The organism is Bacillus sp. 41-22, assembly GCF_025809295.1.
GTDB classification, from domain to species: domain Bacteria; phylum Bacillota; class Bacilli; order Bacillales; family Bacillaceae_G; genus Bacillus_A; species Bacillus_A mycoides.
The window spans coordinates 520,863-542,673 of the sequence record NZ_CP084035.1 but is presented as its reverse complement, the minus strand read 5'-3'; the positions used below and the strand labels follow the sequence as shown (position 1 = coordinate 542,673).

11 protein-coding genes, 17 tRNA genes, 2 rRNA genes and 1 pseudogene are annotated in these 21,811 nt (G+C 37.0%); 1 reads left to right on the top strand and 30 read right to left on the bottom strand.

Annotation, left to right across the window (positions count from 1 at the left end):
* Window positions 1-285: 285 nt before the first annotated feature.
* The 12 genes from LCF45_RS02815 to LCF45_RS02760 all read right to left on the bottom strand — a co-directional run bounded on the left by LCF45_RS02815 (window position 286) and on the right by LCF45_RS02760 (window position 15,833).
* Window positions 286-3,099, bottom strand: a complete 2,814-nt coding sequence (locus LCF45_RS02815) for a leucine-rich repeat domain-containing protein (protein ID WP_263894521.1) — start codon at window positions 3,097-3,099, stop codon at window positions 286-288.
* Between the two features lie 128 nt (window positions 3,100-3,227).
* Window positions 3,228-4,403, bottom strand: a complete 1,176-nt coding sequence (yhbH, locus tag LCF45_RS02810; protein WP_002010376.1) for a sporulation protein YhbH — start codon at window positions 4,401-4,403, stop codon at window positions 3,228-3,230.
* Window positions 4,404-4,852: 449 nt separating this feature from the next.
* The gene (locus tag LCF45_RS02805) at window positions 4,853-6,748 is read right to left on the bottom strand and encodes a PrkA family serine protein kinase (protein ID WP_002125087.1); all 1,896 of its coding nucleotides are present in this window, start codon (window positions 6,746-6,748) and stop codon (window positions 4,853-4,855) included.
* A gap of 403 nt (window positions 6,749-7,151) precedes the next feature.
* Window positions 7,152-9,221, bottom strand: coding sequence for a sensor domain-containing protein (locus LCF45_RS02800; RefSeq protein ID WP_002125085.1), 2,070 nt, complete (start codon window positions 9,219-9,221; stop codon window positions 7,152-7,154).
* A gap of 124 nt (window positions 9,222-9,345) precedes the next feature.
* Entirely contained in the window at window positions 9,346-9,834 is a 489-nt protein-coding gene (gene trmL, locus LCF45_RS02795; protein WP_000538149.1) for a tRNA (uridine(34)/cytosine(34)/5-carboxymethylaminomethyluridine(34)-2'-O)-methyltransferase TrmL, read from the bottom strand.
* A 58-nt stretch (window positions 9,835-9,892) separates the two neighbouring features.
* Entirely contained in the window at window positions 9,893-10,780 is an 888-nt protein-coding gene (locus LCF45_RS02790; protein ID WP_002029655.1) for an amidase domain-containing protein, read from the bottom strand.
* Window positions 10,781-10,824: 44 nt separating this feature from the next.
* Window positions 10,825-11,967 carry a tRNA epoxyqueuosine(34) reductase QueG gene (gene queG / locus LCF45_RS02785; protein WP_002115986.1) on the bottom strand — a complete coding sequence of 381 codons (1,143 nt, stop codon included), beginning with the start codon at window positions 11,965-11,967 and terminating at the stop codon, window positions 10,825-10,827.
* A gap of 200 nt (window positions 11,968-12,167) precedes the next feature.
* Window positions 12,168-12,241, bottom strand: a tRNA-Gly gene (locus LCF45_RS02780).
* A gap of 115 nt (window positions 12,242-12,356) precedes the next feature.
* A complete protein-coding gene (locus LCF45_RS02775; protein WP_002091101.1) occupies window positions 12,357-13,010 on the bottom strand; it encodes a DsbA family protein in 654 nt (217 codons plus the stop codon).
* Between the two features lie 186 nt (window positions 13,011-13,196).
* Window positions 13,197-13,973 (bottom strand): transglycosylase domain-containing protein, encoded by a 777-nt coding sequence (locus tag LCF45_RS02770; RefSeq protein ID WP_002091102.1) that lies wholly within the window; start codon window positions 13,971-13,973, stop codon window positions 13,197-13,199.
* A gap of 529 nt (window positions 13,974-14,502) precedes the next feature.
* Window positions 14,503-14,964: an NUDIX hydrolase gene (locus LCF45_RS02765; protein WP_002010362.1), complete on the bottom strand. Its 462-nt coding sequence runs from the start codon at window positions 14,962-14,964 to the stop codon at window positions 14,503-14,505.
* A gap of 149 nt (window positions 14,965-15,113) precedes the next feature.
* On the bottom strand, window positions 15,114-15,833 hold the full coding sequence (locus LCF45_RS02760) for a YebC/PmpR family DNA-binding transcriptional regulator (RefSeq protein ID WP_002113875.1): 720 nt from the start codon (window positions 15,831-15,833) through the stop codon (window positions 15,114-15,116).
* 660 nt (window positions 15,834-16,493) lie between these two features.
* Here LCF45_RS02760 and LCF45_RS02755 point away from each other — a divergent pair.
* Window positions 16,494-16,815, top strand: a pseudogene (locus LCF45_RS02755) (DUF3884 family protein).
* Between the two features lie 209 nt (window positions 16,816-17,024).
* On the opposite strand, the gene LCF45_RS02750 reads toward LCF45_RS02755, so the two are convergent.
* From LCF45_RS02750 to LCF45_RS02665, 18 genes are all read right to left on the bottom strand, one after another.
* Window positions 17,025-17,106 (bottom strand) — tRNA-Leu (locus LCF45_RS02750).
* 9 nt (window positions 17,107-17,115) lie between these two features.
* Window positions 17,116-17,186 (bottom strand) — tRNA-Cys (locus LCF45_RS02745).
* Between the two features lie 14 nt (window positions 17,187-17,200).
* Window positions 17,201-17,275 (bottom strand) — tRNA-Gly (locus LCF45_RS02740).
* Window positions 17,276-17,280: 5 nt separating this feature from the next.
* Window positions 17,281-17,355, bottom strand: a tRNA-Gln gene (locus tag LCF45_RS02735).
* Window positions 17,356-17,420: 65 nt separating this feature from the next.
* A tRNA-His gene (locus LCF45_RS02730) sits at window positions 17,421-17,496 on the bottom strand.
* A gap of 19 nt (window positions 17,497-17,515) precedes the next feature.
* Window positions 17,516-17,589, bottom strand: a tRNA-Trp gene (locus tag LCF45_RS02725).
* Between the two features lie 8 nt (window positions 17,590-17,597).
* Window positions 17,598-17,681, bottom strand: a tRNA-Tyr gene (locus LCF45_RS02720).
* A 10-nt stretch (window positions 17,682-17,691) separates the two neighbouring features.
* Window positions 17,692-17,767: transfer RNA gene (locus tag LCF45_RS02715), tRNA-Thr, on the bottom strand.
* A 14-nt stretch (window positions 17,768-17,781) separates the two neighbouring features.
* A tRNA-Phe gene (locus LCF45_RS02710) sits at window positions 17,782-17,857 on the bottom strand.
* Between the two features lie 9 nt (window positions 17,858-17,866).
* Window positions 17,867-17,942: transfer RNA gene (locus LCF45_RS02705), tRNA-Asp, on the bottom strand.
* Between the two features lie 3 nt (window positions 17,943-17,945).
* A tRNA-Met gene (locus LCF45_RS02700) sits at window positions 17,946-18,022 on the bottom strand.
* A gap of 57 nt (window positions 18,023-18,079) precedes the next feature.
* Window positions 18,080-18,156 (bottom strand) — tRNA-Met (locus tag LCF45_RS02695).
* A 24-nt stretch (window positions 18,157-18,180) separates the two neighbouring features.
* Window positions 18,181-18,256 (bottom strand) — tRNA-Val (locus LCF45_RS02690).
* 5 nt (window positions 18,257-18,261) lie between these two features.
* Window positions 18,262-18,336, bottom strand: a tRNA-Glu gene (locus LCF45_RS02685).
* Window positions 18,337-18,355: 19 nt separating this feature from the next.
* Window positions 18,356-18,447 (bottom strand) — tRNA-Ser (locus tag LCF45_RS02680).
* Between the two features lie 2 nt (window positions 18,448-18,449).
* Window positions 18,450-18,524, bottom strand: a tRNA-Asn gene (locus LCF45_RS02675).
* An 8-nt stretch (window positions 18,525-18,532) separates the two neighbouring features.
* A 5S ribosomal RNA gene (rrf, locus tag LCF45_RS02670) occupies window positions 18,533-18,648 on the bottom strand.
* Window positions 18,649-18,748: 100 nt separating this feature from the next.
* Window positions 18,749-21,670: ribosomal RNA gene (locus LCF45_RS02665) — 23S ribosomal RNA — on the bottom strand.
* Between the last annotated feature and the right edge of the window lie 141 nt (window positions 21,671-21,811).

The following is a 21,811-nucleotide window of genomic DNA, read 5'->3' as shown; positions in this document are numbered from 1 at the left end:
ATATATTCCATTCAAGAAATTAACATATTATCTAGATGAAATGATATAAAATGCAATATTTCATATTATTTCTTCATACATTTTGAACATATAGTGAACGAAAGGGACTTACAGTTTCCGCTACAGTTGCTCCATTATTTAAGCAATCGAAACATCCTCGTATTAATATCCTTCCCCTATTCAAAAAGCCCTTATCATAAGCATATTTCAACATGAAATTGCTATAATAAGGGCTTCTCAAAAACTTATATAATCATTTTATATAATAATAAGATAAAACGTTATTTATTTCTTAAATAATCTCTTTCTAAATACAAACATACTTAATGCTGAAAGAACAAGTGCTAATCCAGAAAGTAAGGTCGGTGTGTTAGCTTGACCACCAGTTGCTGCTAAAGACTTCTGATTTTCCTCTTGCTTATTAGCATGTTGTTTATTTGAATCTTTTTCTTTCGCACTCTCTTGTCCTACCACTTTTACTGGACCAACTTGATTATTCCCTTTTTGCTCTTGATCCAATCCAGTTGCTGATTCTTTTACCTCTTCTTTTGTACCTGCAACTTCTTTCGCCGGCTCTTTTACTTCTTCTTTTGTTTCTTCAACTTCTTTTATCGGCTCTTTTACTTCATCTTTTGTTTCTTCAATTTCTTTTACCGGCTCTTTTACTTCGTCTTTTGTTTCTTCAACTTCTTTTATCGGCTCTTTTACTTCGTCTTTTATTTCTTCAACTTCTTTTACCGGCTCTTTTACTTCGTCTTTTGTTTCTTCAATTTCTTTTACCGGCTCTTTTACTTCGTCTTTTTCAACTATATTCTGGATAACTGTTCCGTTAAAGCTTATACTAGTTTCATCCGAATCTAAATCAAATTTATATACCTTTTCACCTGGAGTACTCCATTTCATTACTCCGTTATTAAACGTTCCACCCTCACTTGTTAGTTTAATATTCTCAATAGTTTCTCCTTCTAAGTCATATACCGGAACTTGAATCTCTTCATTTACTTTCGCTTCATTTAAAATGATTTTTTGTCTTCCAGCATCAATTGAAAACCATTGACCTAATTGTATTAACGGCCTTACATCACGAATCTCATTTCCAGCTAATTTTAAACTGAGTAGGTCTAACATTGAGCCAAGAACTGATACATCTTTAATATGATTATCCGCAAGGTTTAACCACTGTAAATTTTCCAGTGAAGATAACGGCGTTATATCTTCAATTTTATTATGAGATACATTCACGTCTTTCAATTGTTTCAAGTTTGAAATGAACTCAATATTTTTCAACCCTACTCCTTCTAAAGTGAGATTTTCTAAGTTCGTCATGTATTCTAAACCAGTTAGATCTTTTATCTCTTTTCCTTTTTCTTTTTCTTTTTCTTTAAGTATCTCTAATGTTTTAATCTGTAATAAATCTTCTTTTGTTATAGGGGCATTTAGATTCTCTCTACCAAAATTCTTTTTATTAATATGTTGTTGTAAATTTTTATCAAGAATTACATTTTTACTTTCTGTTTGTTTTTCAACTATACTTTGTATAACCGTCCCATTAAATCTTATTTTACTTTCAGCAGGATTTGTATCTAGTTTAAATTCATATATTTTTTCTCCAGGACTATTCCATTTTATAAATCCGTTACTCAGCGTAGCCCCCTCACTTTTCAATTTAATATTTTGAAGTGGCTCTCCTTTAAAATTGTATACTGGAATTTTTATTTCTTCATCTACGCTTGCTTCATCTAAAAAGATTTTTTGTCTTTGAATATCTATTGAAGTTCGCTTACCCAATTCCTCAACAGACTTTATGTCAGAAATTTCATTCGCTCCAAGATTTATCTCATGTAAATTTGTTAAATTACTCAGTGGCGATATATCAGAGATATAATTCTCTTCTAAATTCAATACTTGTATTTTTACTAATTTAGATAATGATGATATATCTTTTATTTCACTATCAGCAATTTCTAGTTCAATAAGATTACTCATTTTACTAATAGGCTCAACATCACTAATTTTATTATTTCCTATCCATAATAGATTCACATTCTTTAACTTCTCAATACCCGAAAGATTACTAATTTGATTATTTGCTAAGTATACTTCTTCTAACGATAACACTGTAAATAATGGTGTAAGATCCTTTATATTATTACCAATTAAATCTAATATTTTAATCTTTTTCATTTGACTTAACGGTGTAAGATCTGCAATTTTGTTATCTCTTAAAAAGAGCATGTCAAGATTCTCTAGCTTAGAAACGGGTTGAATGCTTTCAATTGGACTAGAGGATAAATCTAAATATTTCAAATGTCTCAATCCCGAGATAACAGATATGTCTGTTACATTAGACTCTCTTAATGTCAACTTCTCTAAGTTTGTCATATATTCTAAACCAGCTATTTCATTTATCCCCTCACCTGAGTATATGGATAATGTTTTAATTTGTAATAAATCTTCCTTCGTTATAGGTTCATTTATATTTTTTCTCTCTAAGTTATATTTATTAATATGCATTTGCAATTGCTTATCTACTATTACATTTCCATCTTGTTGATCCACTGTATCCTCTTTATTTTCCTTTTGATCTTTTGGAACATTGTTTTCTAGATTTAACGCATTTACTTCAAACTGCACCTGGTACTTATTATCATAGGCCATTGTCGGAATATAAATATGCATTTGCATATTATATCTTTTTCCTAATTCTCCAACTTCAAATTGAATAACCTTCGTCCCATTTTTCTTTTTATCCTCTGATATGACTTTTACATCATGGAATACACCAGGAGTATCAATATCCTCTGTTTTCAAGTATTCGAAGAAATCACTATCACTTAACGTTGCCGTTACAATTTTCTTCCCATTCTCAATAGTTAATTTAGGATTTTTTATATAAACAGCTGCCATAGACTCTTCATTCGTTTTATCTTTATACGCTTTAATAACAGCATCATATGTACCATCTTCTAAAGCATGTCCAGTTTTGTTCGCCTCAATTGCTACAGCTGCTAAAGCAGGCGTTGAATACGTAGCAAATGGAAGTGATAACGCCGCAGCGATAATCATCGCATTTATATGTTTTCTTTTAGTTTTTTTCAACTTTACATCTCCTCCAAAATATATAAATCGAAATGTAATCATTTCTCGAATAAATGATAATGATTTTCATTATCGTTGTCAACTAAAAAAATAAAAAGTTTACAAAAAAATAACCCCTTTACAAGGGGTTATGCCATTTTTTCTCCTGATTCTTCTTTAAAAAAGCTCTTCATCGCATGAAATACATCTGCTTTTTGCTTTAAAATATAATATCTGAAATTCTCGTCTTTAATATTTTTATATGCTGACATAAGCGTACTGTGGCGGTTGTACTGATTCACTTCCCCATACCCAAACATATTACATTTTTTCATCAACTCTTCCACAAGCTTTACGCATCTAGCATTATCCGAAGTTAAATTATCACCGTCTGAAAAATGGAATGGATAAATATTATAACGGTCTGGTGAATATTTATTATCGATTAACTCAAGTGCTTTTTTGTATACGGAAGAACAGATCGTTCCACCACTTTCCCCTTTTGAGAAAAACTCTTCTTCTGTGACGACCTTCGCTTCCGTATGGTGAGCAATAAACTCAATGTCTACGGTTTCATACTTTGTGCGTAAAAATCTTGTCATCCAGAAAAAGAAGCTACGTGCCATATACTTCTCCCATATCCCCATCGATCCACTCGTATCCATCATCGCTAATACAACAGCTTTTGAATCTGGCTTTAACACTTCATTCCAAGTACGGAACTTTAAATCTTCTTGGTGAATTGGATGGAAAGATGCTTTACCACGCATTGCATTTCGTTTATATGCAGATATCATCGTCCGTTTCTTATCAATATTTCCCCATAATCCTGTTTTTCTAATATCATTAAATTCAATATGTTCAATCCGGTTTTCATCCATTTCTTTTCTCTTTAAATTAGGCAGCTCTAACTCTTTGAAAAACGCTTGCTCCAATTCTAAAATTGAGACTTCTGCTTCATAATAATCTTCTCCAGCTGCATCTCCTGCCCCTTGCCCTTTTCCTGGTCCCTTCTGCTTTTGACCGCCTGATCCATCTCTTGCAACAACATCACCAACTTTGCTGTCACCGTTTCCTTGCCCAACGTGTTTGTTTTTATCATAATTGTATCTAATCTTATATTCATCTAAAGAACGAATCGGTATTTTCACAACATCCTTGCCATTAGACATAACTATACTTTCTTCTGTTACAAGGTCTGGTAAATTATTTTTGATTGCCTCCTGCACTTTTTCTTGATGGCGTTGTTGGTCGTCATATCCTTTGCGATGGAGGGACCAGTTTTCCTGTGAAATCGTGTAATTTGGTTGGTTTTCTTCGCTCATTCCTTTCCCTCCTTACTGTAATTGTCTTCCCCTATGAACAGCAATCTATAATTTTGTTTTCTAGTGTGCGTAACTAGAATATTTGAAAAATAACTGTTCATCGAAAATCATCCCATAAACATATATAGCGTTTTTCATACAATACTCCGAGCATCCTAAACAAAATTTTGCCACTCACATAATAAGAAAGAAACATTCAGCCGTTGATAAGAAAGAAACACAATGCATTGTTGCACACATTTTCGTTTTGCAACATATTGTATTGTGTTGGCTTTTTTGTATGAATGGTTGGTTACTCTATCATATGCATATTGTAAAAATAATTGACAAGAAATTCATAAAATCGCATCTTAATTTATTATATTCGGACAAGCTATGACATTTTTTACAAATATCAATAGATAACAAAACGCCGCCCCAAGAATAAGAGACAGCGTTTTGTTATCAAACTATCGATTTAACAAACTACCTACATATCGTAACAATTCATTCGCAGATGAAGAATTATAGCCATGCTCATCAATTAAGCGTGCAACAACATCATTGATTTTCTTAAGCTGATTTTCGTCTGGTGTTTTCGTTGATGTTGTAATTTTCACTATATCTTTTAAATCGGCAAATAATTTTTTCTGAATCGCTTCACGAAGACGTTCGTGTGAATTATAATCAAAGCGTTTCCCTTTACGTGCGTAAGCAGAAATGCGAATTAAAATTTCTTCACGGAATGCCTTTTTAGCATTTTCTGAAATTCCAATTTGCTCTTCAATCGAACGCATAAGTTTTTCATCTGGGCTCATTTCTTCACCAGTTAACGGATCACGTAATTTTGATTTATTGCAGTATGCTTCGACGTTATCTAAGTAATTATCCATAAGTGTCTTAGCTGATTCTTCGTATGAATAAACAAATGCTTTTTGTACTTCTTTCTTAGCAATTTCATCGTATTCTTTTCTCGCTAATGAGATGAAATTCATATAGCGCTCTCGGTCCTCACTACTAATTGACGGGTGCTGATCCAATCCGTCTTTTAACGATCTCAGTACATCTAGTGCATTAATAGATGGTACCTCTTTTCGAATAATTGTAGAAGAAATTCGGTTAATGACATAACGAGGGTCAATCCCCTTCATACCTTCATCTTGATATTCGCGTTGCAGTTCCTCTACATCAATCGTATTATATCCTTCTACCGTTTCTCCATCATATAAACGCATCTTTTTAATTAAATCAATATCTGGACGCTTCGGGTCTTTTAAACGAGTTAAAATAGTGAACATTGCTGCAACGCGAAGTGTATGCGGTGCAATATGAACATTGGACACATCACTTTCACGAATCATTTTTTCATAAATATGTTCTTCTTCACTAACCCGTAAATTATATGGAACCGGCATTACAATAATTCGTGAATGCAATGCTTCATTTTTCTTATTTGCTATGAAGGAACGATACTCTGTTTCATTTGTATGCGCTACAATTAATTCATCTGCTGAAATAAGCGCAAATCTTCCTGCTTTAAAATTCCCTTCTTGTGTAAGCGATAGTAAATGCCATAAAAATTTCTCATCACATTTTAACATCTCTTGGAATTCCATCATGCCGCGGTTCGCCTTATTTAATTCTCCATCAAATCGATATGCACGAGGATCTGATTCCGAACCGTATTCTGCAATTGTAGAAAAGTCTAGACTACCTGTTAAATCGGCAATATCTTGTGATTTTGGATCAGAAGGACTAAATGTACCAATTCCTGTACGGCGATCTTCAGAGAAGAAAATACGCTCTACAACTACATCCTCAATTCTTGCCCCATATTCTTGCTCTAGACGCATAACATTTAATGGTGATAAATTCCCTTCAATCCTTACTCCATATTCATCAAAGAAATCATTCCGTAAATGTTGCGGAATTAAATGAAGTGGATCTTCATGCATTGGGCATCCTTTTATTGCAAAAATCGCTCCACGATCTGTTCGTGAATATGTTTCTAATCCTCGTTTCAACATCGTAACTAATGTTGATTTCCCCCCACTAACAGGCCCCATTAATAACAAAATACGTTTCCTAACATCTAATCGTTTTGCAGATGGATGAAAATATTCTTCCACAAGGCGTTCTAAAGCATCCTCTAATCCAAATAGCTGATTACTAAAGAAGTTATATTTTCTTCTACCATCAACTTCTTCAATTCCAGCATCTTTTATCATATTGTAAATGCGAGAGTGTGCTGTTTGAGCCACCCATGGTCTTTCTTTCACAAGCTCCAAATACTCCGCAAACGTACCTTCCCATTGTAAACGTTCTTCTGCTTCCCGATATTGTTCAATTTTCTTTAGAATATCCATTATAGCTCCTCCCCCATCTCCTTGTTCAATCGGATTATTATAAAAGGTATGCTAGGATGTCCTTAAACATTCTTTAAATCAAAACGAAATATATAATAGCGCTATAAAATTCTCTCCAAAATTCAAAGAAAATTCTGTATAATAAAGGTATTAAAGTTTTCACGCTGCTATTCATTGTAAATAAATTCTTTTCTTCTGGGAACCTTACATACATTTCGATTCACAAATAGGATTCGTAAACCGAAAAAGTAAGGGGGAAATTAGTATGAAGTTATTATTAATTTTAGGTGTATCACTCACATTTCTTACAGCTATTTTTACATCTGGTTATAACGATAAGCCAGGTACACAAAAAAAGTGATGTGCTTTTCAGCACATCACTTTTTTTCTTGTTTTTTATACACTATTTAAAATAAATATTTTCCACATCGTATATCGATAAAGGGCGATTATAAAAATAACCTTGTACGATTTTCACATTCTTTTCCTTTAAGAACTGTATTTGTTCCGCCTTTTCTACTCCTTCTGCAATTACATTTAACCCTAGAGTATGTGCTAAATGAATAATTGCAGCCGTAATATTCGTATCTCTTTCATCTTTATATATACCTTCCATAAAAGAACGATCAATTTTTAACGTATCAATCGGATATGTTTTTAAATAACTTAAAGATGAATATCCCGTTCCAAAGTCATCTAAATGAATCTTTAAATTTTGTTCTTTTAACTGCAGTAACACTCTTTTTGATACATCTTTATGTATAAGAGCCCCTTCTGTAACTTCTATTGCTAATAAATGAGGGGGAACGTTGTACTTATTTAAAGCACGTGTAATCATCTCTATTAATGTAATAGAACGAAAATGTCTAGCTGAAATATTAACTGCGATTGGTACAACCTCATATCCTTTATTTAACCATTCACGTATCTGTTCACAAACTTGATGTACTACCCATTCATCAAGTTTAATAATAAACCCTGTTCTTTCAGCAAGTGGGATAAATTGATTTGGCGAGACAAAACCTAGCTCCTTATTCTCCCACCTTATTAAGGCTTCCATACTGGCCATCTTTCCCGTTTCAATATTAATTTGAGGTTGATAATAGAGGGAAAATTCATTTTTCTCTATAGCACGATGTAACTGATTTTCTATTATAAACCTTTGTTCACGTTCACAATCTAATCCACTACAATAAAAATGATAATACCCTTTTCCTTTTTCCTTTGCTTTTTCCAAAGCTGCGTCGACTCTTTGGAAAAGCATTTTTTCATCCATTCCATCTTCTGGGGCCATTACAATCCCAATTGATGCACTCAAATAAACATCCTCTTCTTCTATTACAAAATGCCCACTAATTTTTTTTAATATTGTTTGTGCAACTTCCTCTACGTATTCTCTCGTTATATTTTCTATTAACATAACAAATTGATCATCATGTTCTCTAAATAAATGCATATCTTCTATTTTTAGGTCTCGTAAGCATTCAGTAACTTTTTTTAAGACTTGATCCCCTTCTTTATGACCAAATGTATCATTAATAAGGTGAAATTCATCCAAATCTATAAAAACCAATGCGAATTCTTTATTCTCAGCTAAAAATTCATTTAGCTTATTTGTACATGATATTCTATTCATTAACCCCGTTAACTGATCAAAGTAAGCTAAATATTCTGTTTTCATCTCATTTAATACTTGCCTCGTAACATCCCTCGTAACAATGTACACCCCGACGATTTCACTATTCACAATAATGGGGATTGTCCTCACGGAAATATAAAGTTCATATCCTTCTTTATGAATATATTTCTTTGCAACAATTTGTTTTGCTCTTCCCTGTAAAGCATTTTTAAATATAATTTGAAAAGTTTTTTCATATTCTTTATTTATAAACTGACAAATAAATTGGTCCTTTAACTCTTCATATCGATACCCAAAAATTTCATAAGTCGCTGGATTTGCATATGTAATTCTTCCAATAGAATCTACAGATATAATGGAATCATTATTATATTCTAGTAATGACTTAAATAACATTTGTTTTTCTTCTACTTCCACTTTTTTCTTAACCTGTGCTGTAATATCTCTAGTAATACAAATAATAAACTGACATGTTCCATTTACATCGCATACTGGATTAAGTGAAGATTCATAATGTATATCACCAGTTGGCAAACTAATTACATCACAAAATGTAATTGCTCTCGCTTCTCTCATTACTTTTGCATAGTGTCCTTGCAATAACCTTGCCGTATCTTCTGGTAATACTTCTGCAAAAGTTTTCCCATAACATTCTTTCCCTAGCCTGGCGTGATTCATTCCTATTTTATTCACATAAATATATTTAAAAGTTTCATCATCAATAACTTTCACAATAAACACTAAATCTTGAATAGCATGTAACAATCCCTGTCTTACTAAATCCATATCTATCATACTTAAAAAGGTATTTTGATTATTATATTGTTCCTTCATATTTATCTCAACCCGTCTTATCTATTTTTATTCATATATCTCATTCTATATGAATATGTACCTTTTTTAAAATGTATGATTACATATTTTTTTAAAAAATAAAAAAGCCGCCAAATGGCGACTTTTAATACACGATTTCTAAATCTAATCCTGGATAATTTTGTTGACGGAACGCTTCATAAATTAAAATTGCTGCTGTATTAGATAAATTTAATGAACGTACTTTATCCGTCATTGGAATACGTAAACAATGATCGAAGTTTTCTTCAATTACATTAGCTGGTAATCCATTTGTTTCTCTTCCAAATACGAAATAGTAATCCTTCTCACGTTTGCTATAATCAAATGCTGTATGAGCTTTCTCGCCATACTTTGTTAAATAAAAGAATTCACCATCTTTATTTTTTTCATAAAATTCTTCGATTGAATCATAATACGTAACTTTTACGTGCTGCCAATAATCTAATCCTGCACGCTTTAACATTTTGTCATCCGTTGAAAATCCAAGCGGTCTAATCAAATGTAATTCTGTTCCAGTTGCTGCACAAGTACGTGCAATATTTCCTGTATTTGCTGGAATTTCTGGTTGATATAAAACAACATGTACTCCCACGCGATATTCACCTCTATTTTTTATCTACTACGTATTATACCACTTGAACGAAAAATCTCTACCCATTAATAATATGAAAGAATTTATATTTCATTTGTGGTGTATATTTACTAGAATCTTCATAGTTCCAATAACGCCTGCGGCTATTCGCTGAATGTGCATTTACAAGCGGCATACCATCTGCGTCTTTTGCTACTACAATTGTCGTATGATTCCACCTACCATCATCCTCAAAATCATACGCAATTACATCGCCAAGAATAAGGTCTTCTGGCCTTTCTACTGCTTCTGCTCGAAGCCCTGTTGTAGCACCTGACAAATACCAATAAAAAGAGTGTGCTACAGCCCAGCTCCAACTCCACTGGTTTCCCCTTTGCCACCACCCTTTACGAATGTTAGGATGTCCATTCATCGGTACTTCTCCAGTGTGCAGACATTGTGAAATGAAATTTGTACAATTATCCGGAAAATTACGGTATGCAGAATTGCGATCATCCCACCAACGCTCTGCATATTTCACTGCCTCTAAACGATTATATTGATATGAACCGTATTTTTCTTTCGTGACTTCCCGTTCTAACGTTTCACCTATTCCTATTTCTTCTGACACTTCAAGAGCATAATCATCTATTATACAACTATTTTTTAAACAAACTCGTCGTTTTAATTGTTCCTCTTCGATATAAAATAATTCTTTATGCTTAATTAAATATTTCAAGTGTATTTGATAATCAATTTCTTGATGCTCATTACTATTTAATTGTCTAACGAAAGAAATATCTGCAGTTGCTTTCACTATATGTGCACTACGCTTTTGAAACAATTGTTTCTTTCTCTGTACCATTTGTAACAAATCTACTGCAATACCATCTACATCTGTTCGTTTCTCTGTTATATATGCTAAAAACTGTTGCACTTGCTTTTCAATATTCGCTTTTACAACCATTTCGTTTCCCTCCCATATTACAATATGAAAAAGGGAGATATTATCTACTCTTTTTTCTGTGCTAACAATTCAAGTCCACGATTCATTTCATGAAGAACCTCTTCATCTTTCTCACGTTCCATCGCTTTTTCAATCGCTTCTCCTACTCCATCTCCACCAATTTTCCCAAGTGCCCATGCTGCTGTTCCTCGAAGTACTGGTCTTGGATCATCTTTCATAACACCGATTAAATCAGGAATTGCTGCTGTTTCTTTGAAATGTGCAAGTGCTAAAATAGCATTTCGTTGCAATGGTTTTTTACCTCTCCATGAACCAGACATAATTCCATACTTCTCTTTAAAATCACGATTACTAATTGTTAAAAGTGGTGTTAATAACGGTTTAACTAACTCAGGGTCAGGCTCCATTTCAGGATGGTTATGAAAATCCATTCCTTTATTTTTCGGACAAACAGTCTGACACGTATCACATCCATATATACGGTTTCCTATTTTATCGCGATATTCTTCAGGCAGAAACCCTTTTGTCTGTGTTAAAAATGCAATACATTTCTTCGAGTCCAACTGCCCGCCTTGTACTAAAGCACCTGTAGGACAAATATCAATACATTTCGTACAACTTCCACATTGATCTTCTATTGGCCGATCAGGAGGGAATGGAACATTCGTAATCATTTCTCCTAAGTATACATACGAACCAAATTCCGGCGTAATAATAGCGCAGTTCTTACCACTCCATCCAATACCGGCACGCTCTGAAACAGCTCGATCACTTAGCTCCCCTGTATCAACCATTGATTTCACTTCTATATCCGGCAGCTTTTCGATTAAATACGCCTCTAACTTTTGCAAACGATCTCGTAGAACAAGGTGATAATCTTGGCCCCAAGAAGCACGGCAAAAAATCCCACGTCGTTCCCCTCGTTTACTTAATGGTGCATTTTTTAATTTTGAAGGGTATGCTAAAGCAATCGCAATAATTGATTTCGCACCAGGTAACAATAGCTGTGGATTCGTTCTCTTCTCTATATCAGGCTCTTCGAATCCAGACTGATAATTCAATTGTTGTTGCTGGATTAGACGCTGCTTTAATTCCTCAAATGGTGAAGCACTGGCAAAACCTATTTTATCTATACCAATCGTTTTACTATACGCAATTACATCTTGCTTTAATTGTTCAAAGTCCATTTTCAATCGCCTCCACCGATGAATCCATCCCTTATGTAACGACTATATTGGTTATCAATTCACTTTTGGAATAATATTCTTCACTTCTATTTTCGCATACAATTATGATTTTCAAACATTAAAAAACGCAATGCTTCGTTTATCTTAGAAACGAAACACTGCGTTGATCACAATTTATTAGAAAAACATTAAATAAAATTTGGAGCGGGTGAAGAGAATCGAACTCTCGACCAGAGCTTGGAAGGCTCTTGTTTTACCACTAAACTACACCCGCAAATATGAAAAAAATATAAGATATTGAAATAACTTATGTAAAGTAGTATAGCATGTAAAAAAAATCGAAGCAAGAAATTTATCGAAAAAAGTCGAAAAAGTGATGAGATACCTCATCACTTTTTCAATTCTTTATCAATCGCCTTCTTCATACTATCGAAATCAGGGTTTGCAAGATTCCCATTTATATATACTGAAGGAGCACCTTGAACTTTTAATTTTTGAGCACGATCTGAATCTTTACGTACTTTGTCTTTCATTTCTTTACTGTGTAAATCTTTTTTAAACTGTTCTACATTAATTTTCGGAAGCTTTTCTTTCACAATATTAAGAAGTAATTCTTCTGTAATCCATTCTTCCGTATCTTTCTTTTGATTTTGATAAATCTCATCATAGAAAATCCAGAATGAATCTTGATCTTGTTTATAAATTGCTTCACCGGCAGCTGCACCTAAATCAGAGTCTTTTCCGATAAACGGGAAGTTAATAAAATATAACTGCACTTTACCTTTATCAATATACTCTTCTTTTAATCGTGGTAATACTGTTACATCCCAAGTACGACAAGCTGGACATTTAAAGTCTCCAAATTCAACTACCTTAACTGGAGCATCATCTTTCCCTAAAGATTGTTGCGTAGAATAAGCAAACATCTCATTCCCTTTATCTTTCTTGTCATTTATGATGCTATACACAATCGTCCCGATTACAATCAATACTGCGATAGAAAAAACTATACCAAGAGCCATGAGTTTGTTTGATGATTTCATATACATTCCTCTTTAATTTCATATTCTGTATACATCATTGTACACAATACACATAATATCAATACTTACATAGGTCACGCAATGAACACGCTCACATAAATTACAAAAATACAACGTTTGTGACAATATTGTGTCGCCTTTTGTCACAAATTATTAAAAAAAGAAGCTCCTATGTAGGAACTTCTTTTAACTTACTGCTTTTTCACGGGCATTTTTTAACATGGATTGCTCTGTTTTTATATCATGGCGAATTACTAATTTCTCACTAACTGCTTGCACATATTCATCATGATTTATATACCCTTCTTTCTCCATTAGCCTTAAAACTACATTCCGTCTCTCAACTGCTTTATCATAATTTTGTGCAGGTGAGTAATAAGCCGGTGCTTTTACTATAGCAGCCATCATTGCACTTTCAGCCAGTGTTAATTGATCCACTTTTTTACCGAAGTAAAGGTTTGCTGCTTTTTCAATCCCCCATGCGCCTTCTCCGTAGTAAATATTACTTACATACAATTTTAATATCTCATCCTTTGTGAATGTACGTTCAATCTTTTTCGTATAAAAAATTTCTTTCCACTTACGGGAAAATGTACGTTCATTAGATAAGAAAGCATTTTTAGATAACTGCTGTGTAATCGTGCTTCCTCCTTGCACAACACCACCAGCTTTTATATTTTCAATAGACGCCCTGATAATCGCTATATAGTCTAAACCGTTATGATGATAAAACCTTTTATCTTCCGTCGCAATAAATGCGTGTGTTAATGATTCTGGCACCTCTAACTTAGCGGGTACATGTAATTTACTAATATCACTTCGCTCAATCATTACATTTCCAACGAATAATAATGCAAAACTTAACAATAATAATAATATAATGGCTTTATAAAGAAATTTAGTTAATGGATTTAATGCAACTTTTTGATGATAATTCACTCTAGATAATACTCGTTCTTTCATCTCGAACACCTCTTTTCCACACAGCATATAACTCTTAATTTAAGAATACCTTGTTATAAAAGAATATCCCATCGATTTCTCTTACACCTACCTTACAACATTGTAAGGTGTAAAAATGTATTGTATCACAGTCCCTTTTTATCTACTATTCATATGAAATGTTGAATATACATTTATTTATCACACTATTTATAGGAAGTAGGACTCTCCTTAATTTCACTTTATTCTTTTATTATATCAGTTTATACATTTATACTTTTAAACATCTAGCAATCTAATTATATACGATATATCACTATTATACAGAACTAACGTTCTGCAAATCAATACTAGCTTTCGGATTATCTCGCTATTTGTGTGCAGTAAGAATTCTCCCTCAAAACTTGGCTAAAGCTAGGAAATTAGGTGGTAGTTCTGCTTCCTCCACCAATTATTAGCCTACACTTTATTATTGTGACCTTTTTCTGAAACAGTATACATAAAGAAAAGGTTAGCAATTTGAGCTGTCCTCAAATAACTAACCTTTTCTTTACAACCTTCCTATAAGATTATATGGCTGAACTTCCCATGTTTCGTATGGAATAAAATGCATTGCTTTCATCGCATCAAGTGTCCTTGATTTCATATGAGGACGCGTTATATACTCATCAATGTTCTCTTCGTTTAAAGCAACAAATTTAGCCTCTTGTATTTCTTCAGATTGAATTTTTATTTCACCACTAACATATGCTACTTTAAAAACAACAGCTACAATATGCATAGAAGCATTATAATAAATCCCTGTAACTCCGATAGGCTTCACAGTTAATCCTGTTTCCTCCATTATTTCTCTGCAAACAGCTTGATCGAGCGCTTCCCCTTCTTCTACCTGTCCTCCAGGCATTTCCCACGTATCTGCTCGCCAGTGCACTTTCGTTAAAAGCACCTCATTCTTTTCATTTGTTAAATAACCTGCTACGGCAACAATATGCTTTGGTGTTTTATGCTCCACAGAAATACCTCCTGAAATATGATTATTTAAAATACAAACCTATAACCATATTCCCTAGCAGCTACAAAATACCTTTAATACTTTACCACCTTAATTAACTCCATAAAAAAAGACCCTATCCGTTAAAGGAAAGGGTCTTCTGTCTTATATTATTCCCCTAAGTCTACGTTGTGGTAAACTTGCTGTACATCTTCTAAATCTTCTAATGCATCAACCATTTTTTCAAATTGCACTTGAGCATCTTCAGGAAGTTCTACATCACTTTGTGCAAGCATTGTTAATTCTGCAACTGTAAATTCTTCAACACCAGCACCTTTAAGTGCAGATTGTACTGAATGGAACTGATCAGGTTCAGCATAAACGATAACAGAATCTTCTTCTTCTAGAATGTCACGTGCATCTACATCTGCTTCCATTAAGATTTCAAGAACTTCATCTGATGTTTTACCTTCAAGACCTATAACAGCTGTCGCATCAAACATGTAAGCGACAGAACCGTTTACACCCATGTTACCACTGTTTTTGCTAAATGCAGCACGTACATCTGCTGCAGTACGGTTTACGTTATTTGTCAGTGTATCTACAATTACCATAGATCCGTTTGGTCCAAAGCCTTCATAACGAAGCTCGTCATAGTTTTCTTCTGAACCGCCTTTTGCCTTTTCAATCGCACGGTCAATAATTGTTCTTGGCACGTTGTATGTTTTCGCACGTTCTAATACAACTCTTAACGTTTGGTTTGATTCTGGATCTGGCTCGCCTTGTTTTGCTGCCACATAAATTTCACGTCCAAATTTCGCGTATATACGGCTTGTATTTGCATCTTTTGATGCTTTTTTTTCTTTAATATTGTTCCATTTACGGCCCATACTTTCCACTCTCTTTCCCATTTTAAATCTACATAAAAATATTAATATGAAATATAATGTGTATTCAACACATTTTTAAAAGAAATATAAAAAGTTCATTTTTGATTCATATTACAGACATAATATAAATCACTATCATTTTGTTCTTTCGACAAGTTATATTATACATGAATTCCTAAGTTTATTACGAATTTTAGAATCACATAGCATAATTTAACAAAAAAAACCCTAACATTTCTGTTAGGGTCTTTTTAGGTGACATTTATATAGAGTGCTACCCTTAAAATCCTTTATTTTAAAGCATTTTAAAAATTTTGAGCTTCTTTAAACATGATAAATTAAAATGAAACGGACCAAAATGGAATCATATTAAATAACTGACACCTTTTACTTTCATTTCTCTCCCTTGATTAAATTTATCATATTTCATTTATTACTGTGATGATTTATTTTATTATTTCTCGCTAAACAATAAGAAACAGGGCAAAGCTGCCATGTCCTTTTAAAGATTTGTTATGTAGTATGTTATGAACTATTCATTATCAAACTAAAGTTATTCCTTTTCATTCCTCTACTAATCCCATAATATTTCCTTAATTACTTTCTATTGCTGTATAATTAAAATAGGAAAAAATTTGAAGAAAAGATGGAGGGAGAATTATGACACATTCAAATGAGAAAAAATCACATGGTTTTAAAGGAATAGGAGAGAAGTTAAACCCCAACTATCTATCAAGTGAGATTCATAAAATTGGATGGTCCAATTCAATTTGATTCGTTCCCTAAATTAAAGGAATTAGGGGACTGGTTGAGTACTTCAACGCAAATATGGTCGTGTCACTCAACTATGTACAAGTACAACAGAGAAGAGTTTGAAAAGAAGTTTTTTGAAATTACGAAATTACCAGCTGATAATGTGGTAATTTCAACTGGTGGTATCGGATTTAACTTCATGTCACCAGGGTGGAGAGATTCTCTCTAGAGTGCTCGAAAAAATTCTTGTATATGTAATATTCTACTGAAATTTTATCCTTTTAATACTTCATAGTTTCTTCCAACTGTATCTAAAGTTCGTCACTTACTCACCGCACACTACCCCAACGCACTATTAGTGCTTATTTTGTAGTGTAAAAAAAACACAAAAAAACTCTACACAATTAGTGTAGAGCCTTGATGTTACGCCGTTCGTGATACCGATGGTCGGGGTCGAACCGACACTCCCGAAGGAACACGATTTTGAGTCGTGCGCGTCTGCCAATTCCGCCACATCGGCATAAAAGAAAGGCGGCAACCGGATTTGAACCGGTGGTAAAGGTTTTGCAGACCTCTGCCTTACCACTTGGCTATGCCGCCATATGAAGTTAAAATGGAGCGGAAGACGGGATTCGAACCCGCGACCCCAACCTTGGCAAGGTTGTATTCTACCACTGAACTACTTCCGCAAAAATGGCTGGGCTAGCTGGATTCGAACCAGCGCATGACGGAGTCAAAGTCCGTTGCCTTACCGCTTGGCTATAGCCCACCGAAGTTTTACTTAATTATATGTAAGTATCCATTAATTTATTTGTAATTTTTAAAAAATAAAAATGGGGCGACTGATGGGAATTGAACCCACGAATGCCGGAGCCACAATCCGGTGCGTTAACCACTTCGCCACAACCGCCATGTTGTGTTTATATATTTGGCAGGGGCAGTAGGAATTGAACCCACACTGGAGGTTTTGGAGACCTCAGTTCTACCTTTAAACTATGCCCCTATGTAAAATGGTGGAGGGGGGCAGATTCGAACTGCCGAACCCGAAGGAGCGGATTTACAGTCCGCCGCGTTTAGCCACTTCGCTACCCCTCCGAAACTTACATGGTGCCGGCTAGAGGACTTGAACCCCCAACCTACTGATTACAAGTCAGTTGCTCTACCAATTGAGCTAAGCCGGCATATTTTATTAAAATGGTGGCTCGGGACGGAATCGAACCGCCGACACGAGGATTTTCAGTCCTCTGCTCTACCGACTGAGCTACCGAGCCTTATTAAAATGGCGGTCCCGACCGGGGTCGAACCGGCGATCTCCTGCGTGACAGGCAGGCATGTTAACCACTACACCACGGGACCATTTGGTTGCGGGGACAGGATTTGAACCTGCGACCTTCGGGTTATGAGCCCGACGAGCTACCGTACTGCTCCACCCCGCGATAATATTATTTATATAATTATATGATAAGTGTTAGCAACCACATTACGAGAATGTTTGGTTGCGGGGACAGGATTTGAACCTGCGACCTTCGGGTTATGAGCCCGACGAGCTACCGTACTGCTCCACCCCGCGACAATATTATTCATATAATTTATATGGTGGAGGATGACGGGATCGAACCGCCGACCCCCTGCTTGTAAGGCAGGTGCTCTCCCAGCTGAGCTAATCCTCCAAAAGTGGTGACCCGTACGGGATTCGAACCCGTGTTACCGCCGTGAAAGGGCGGTGTCTTAACCACTTGACCAACGGGCCAAATATTATAAATTCCTTATGGCGGAGAGCAAGGGATTCGAACCCTTGATACGCTTGTGACGTATACACGATTTCCAATCGTGCTCCTTCGGCCAACTCGGACAGCTCTCCAATGGCTCCGCAGGTAGGAATCGAACCTACGACCGATCGGTTAACAGCCGATAGCTCTACCGCTGAGCTACTGCGGAATAATATTGCCTGGCAACGTCCTACTCTCACAGGGACAAGGTCCCAACTACCATCGGCGCTAGAGAGCTTAACTTCCGTGTTCGGTATGGGAACGGGTGTGACCTCTCTGCCATCATTACCAGACATTATTCTTTTGAGACAATCATTATTATAACTTATTCACCCTGAAAGTCAATAAGTTTTTTATATTCTCTCAAAACTAGATAACGTTGCTTCATATTATATGGTTAAGTCCTCGATCTATTAGTATTCGTCAGCTCCACATGTCACCATGCTTCCACCTCGAACCTATCAACCTGATCATCTTTCAGGGATCTTACTAGCTTACGCTATGGGAAATCTCATCTTGAGGGGGGCTTCATGCTTAGATGCTTTCAGCACTTATCCCTTCCGCACATAGCTACCCAGCTATGCCCTTGGCAGAACAACTGGTACACCAGCGGTGCGTCCATCCCGGTCCTCTCGTACTAAGGACAGCTCCTCTCAAATTTCCTGCGCCCACGACGGATAGGGACCGAACTGTCTCACGACGTTCTGAACCCAGCTCGCGTACCGCTTTAATGGGCGAACAGCCCAACCCTTGGGACCGACTACAGCCCCAGGATGCGATGAGCCGACATCGAGGTGCCAAACCTCCCCGTCGATGTGGACTCTTGGGGGAGATAAGCCTGTTATCCCCGGGGTAGCTTTTATCCGTTGAGCGATGGCCCTTCCATGCGGAACCACCGGATCACTAAGCCCGACTTTCGTCCCTGCTCGACTTGTAGGTCTCGCAGTCAAGCTCCCTTATGCCTTTGCACTCTACGAATGATTTCCAACCATTCTGAGGGAACCTTTGGGCGCCTCCGTTACACTTTAGGAGGCGACCGCCCCAGTCAAACTGCCCACCTGACACTGTCTCCCGGGTCGATAAGACCCGTAGGTTAGAATTTCAATACAGTCAGGGCGGTATCCCACCAGCGCCTCCACCGAAGCTAGCGCTCCGGTCTCAATGGCTCCCGCCTATCCTGTACAAACTGTACCAAAATTCAATATCAGGCTACAGTAAAGCTCCACGGGGTCTTTCCGTCCTGTCGCGGGTAACCTGCATCTTCACAGGTACTATAATTTCACCGAGTCTCTGGTTGAGACAGTGCCCAAATCGTTACACCTTTCGTGCGGGTCGGAACTTACCCGACAAGGAATTTCGCTACCTTAGGACCGTTATAGTTACGGCCGCCGTTTACTGGGGCTTCAGTTCAGAGCTTCGCTTACGCTAACCCCTCTCCTTAACCTTCCAGCACCGGGCAGGTGTCAGCCCCTATACTTCGCCTTACGGCTTCGCAGAGACCTGTGTTTTTGCTAAACAGTCGCTTGGGCCTATTCACTGCGGCTTTCCGTTAAGAAAGCACCCCTTCTCCCGAAGTTACGGGGTCATTTTGCCGAGTTCCTTAACCAGAGTTCTCTCGCACACCTTAGGATTCTCTCCTCGCCTACCTGTGTCGGTTTGCGGTACAGGCACCTTTTATCTCGCTAGAAGCTTTTCTTGGCAGCGGGGAATCAAAGACTTCGCTCCATAAGGAGCTTCCCCATCACAGCTCAGCCTTCACGATAAGCGGATTTGCCTACTTATCAGCCTAACTGCTTGGACGTGCACAACCAATCGCACGCTTCTTCTATCCTTCTGCGTCCCTCCATTGCTCAAACGATAAAGAGGTGGTACAGGAATATCAACCTGTTGTCCATCGCCTACGCCTGTCGGCCTCGGCTTAGGTCCTGACTAACCCTGAGCGGACGAGCCTTCCTCAGGAAACCTTAGGCATTCGGTGGACGGGATTCTCACCCGTCTTTCGCTACTCATACCGGCATTCTCACTTCTAAGCGCTCCACCAGTCCTTCCGGTCTGACTTCACTGCACTTAGAACGCTCCCCTACCACTGATACCATTGGTATCAATTCGCAGCTTCGGTGGTGTATTTAGCCCCGGTACATTTTCGGCGCAGAGTCACTCGACTAGTGAGCTATTACGCACTCTTTAAATGGTGGCTGCTTCTGAGCCAACATCCTAGTTGTCTAAGCAACTCCACATCCTTTTCCACTTAATACACACTTTGGGACCTTAGCTGGCGATCTGGGCTGTTTCCCTCTTGACTACGGATCTTATCACTCGCAGTCTGACTCCTAAGGATAAGTCATTGGCATTCGGAGTTTGACTGAATTCGGTAATCCGATGAGGACCCCTAGTTCAATCAGTGCTCTACCTCCAAGACTCTTACACTTAAGGCTAGCCCTAAAGCTATTTCGGGGAGAACCAGCTATCTCCAGGTTCGATTGGAATTTCTCCGCTACCCACACCTCATCCCCGCACTTTTCAACGTGCGTGGGTTCGGGCCTCCATTCAGTGTTACCTGAACTTCACCCTGGACATGGGTAGATCACCTGGTTTCGGGTCTACGACCACGTACTAAACGCCCTATTCAGACTCGCTTTCGCTGCGGCTCCGCCTCTTCAGCTTAACCTCGCACGGGATCGTAACTCGCCGGTTCATTCTACAAAAGGCACGCCATCACCCATTAACGGGCTCTGACTATTTGTAGGCACACGGTTTCAGGATCTCTTTCACTCCCCTTCCGGGGTGCTTTTCACCTTTCCCTCACGGTACTGGTTCACTATCGATCACTAGGGAGTATTTAGCCTTGGGAGATGGTCCTCCCAGATTCCGACGGAATTTCACGTGTTCCGCCGTACTCAGGATACATTCAAGAGAGAACGAAGTTTCGACTACGGGGTTATTACCCTCTGTGACGGACCTTTCCAGGTCGCTTCGTCTACCTCGTTCCTTTGTAACTCCGTATAGAATGTCCTACAACCCCAAGAGGCAAGCCTCTTGGTTTGGGCTAGATTCCGTTTCGCTCGCCGCTACTCAGGAAATCGCATTTGCTTTCTCTTCCTCCAGGTACTTAGATGTTTCAGTTCCCTGGGTCTGTCTTCCATACCCTATGTATTCAGGTAAGGATACCATACCATTACGTATAGTGGGTTTCCCCATTCGGAAATCTTCGGATCAAAGCTTACTTACAGCTCCCCGAAGCATATCGGCGTTAGTCCCGTCCTTCATCGACTCCTAGTGTCAAGGCATCCACCGTGCGCCCTTTCTAACTTAACCAAACTAAAATTAAAAAAATATGAGCTACACTGTTATCTAGTTTTCAAAGAACATACATTTAAACTTGAGAGATAGTTCTCTCAAAACTGAACGAAACAAAACAAGTCAACGTTTATTGATGAACTGCGTTCATCAATTCTC

Bases quoted from the DNA above. Each gene is read 5' to 3' on its own strand.
- yhbH (WP_002010376.1), bottom strand. From the start codon at position 4,403: ATGAGCGAAGAAAACCAACCAAATTACACGATTTCACAGGAAAACTGG.
- LCF45_RS02770 (WP_002091102.1), bottom strand. From the start codon at position 13,973: ATGAAAGAACGAGTATTATCTAGAGTGAATTATCATCAAAAAGTTGCA.
- LCF45_RS02760 (WP_002113875.1), bottom strand. From the start codon at position 15,833: ATGGGCCGTAAATGGAACAATATTAAAGAAAAAAAAGCATCAAAAGAT.
- LCF45_RS02800 (WP_002125085.1), bottom strand. From the start codon at position 9,221: ATGAAGGAACAATATAATAATCAAAATACCTTTTTAAGTATGATAGAT.
- LCF45_RS02775 (WP_002091101.1), bottom strand. From the start codon at position 13,010: ATGAAATCATCAAACAAACTCATGGCTCTTGGTATAGTTTTTTCTATC.
- LCF45_RS02790 (WP_002029655.1), bottom strand. From the start codon at position 10,780: ATGGTTGTAAAAGCGAATATTGAAAAGCAAGTGCAACAGTTTTTAGCA.
- queG (WP_002115986.1), bottom strand. From the start codon at position 11,967: ATGGACTTTGAACAATTAAAGCAAGATGTAATTGCGTATAGTAAAACG.
- LCF45_RS02805 (WP_002125087.1), bottom strand. From the start codon at position 6,748: ATGGATATTCTAAAGAAAATTGAACAATATCGGGAAGCAGAAGAACGT.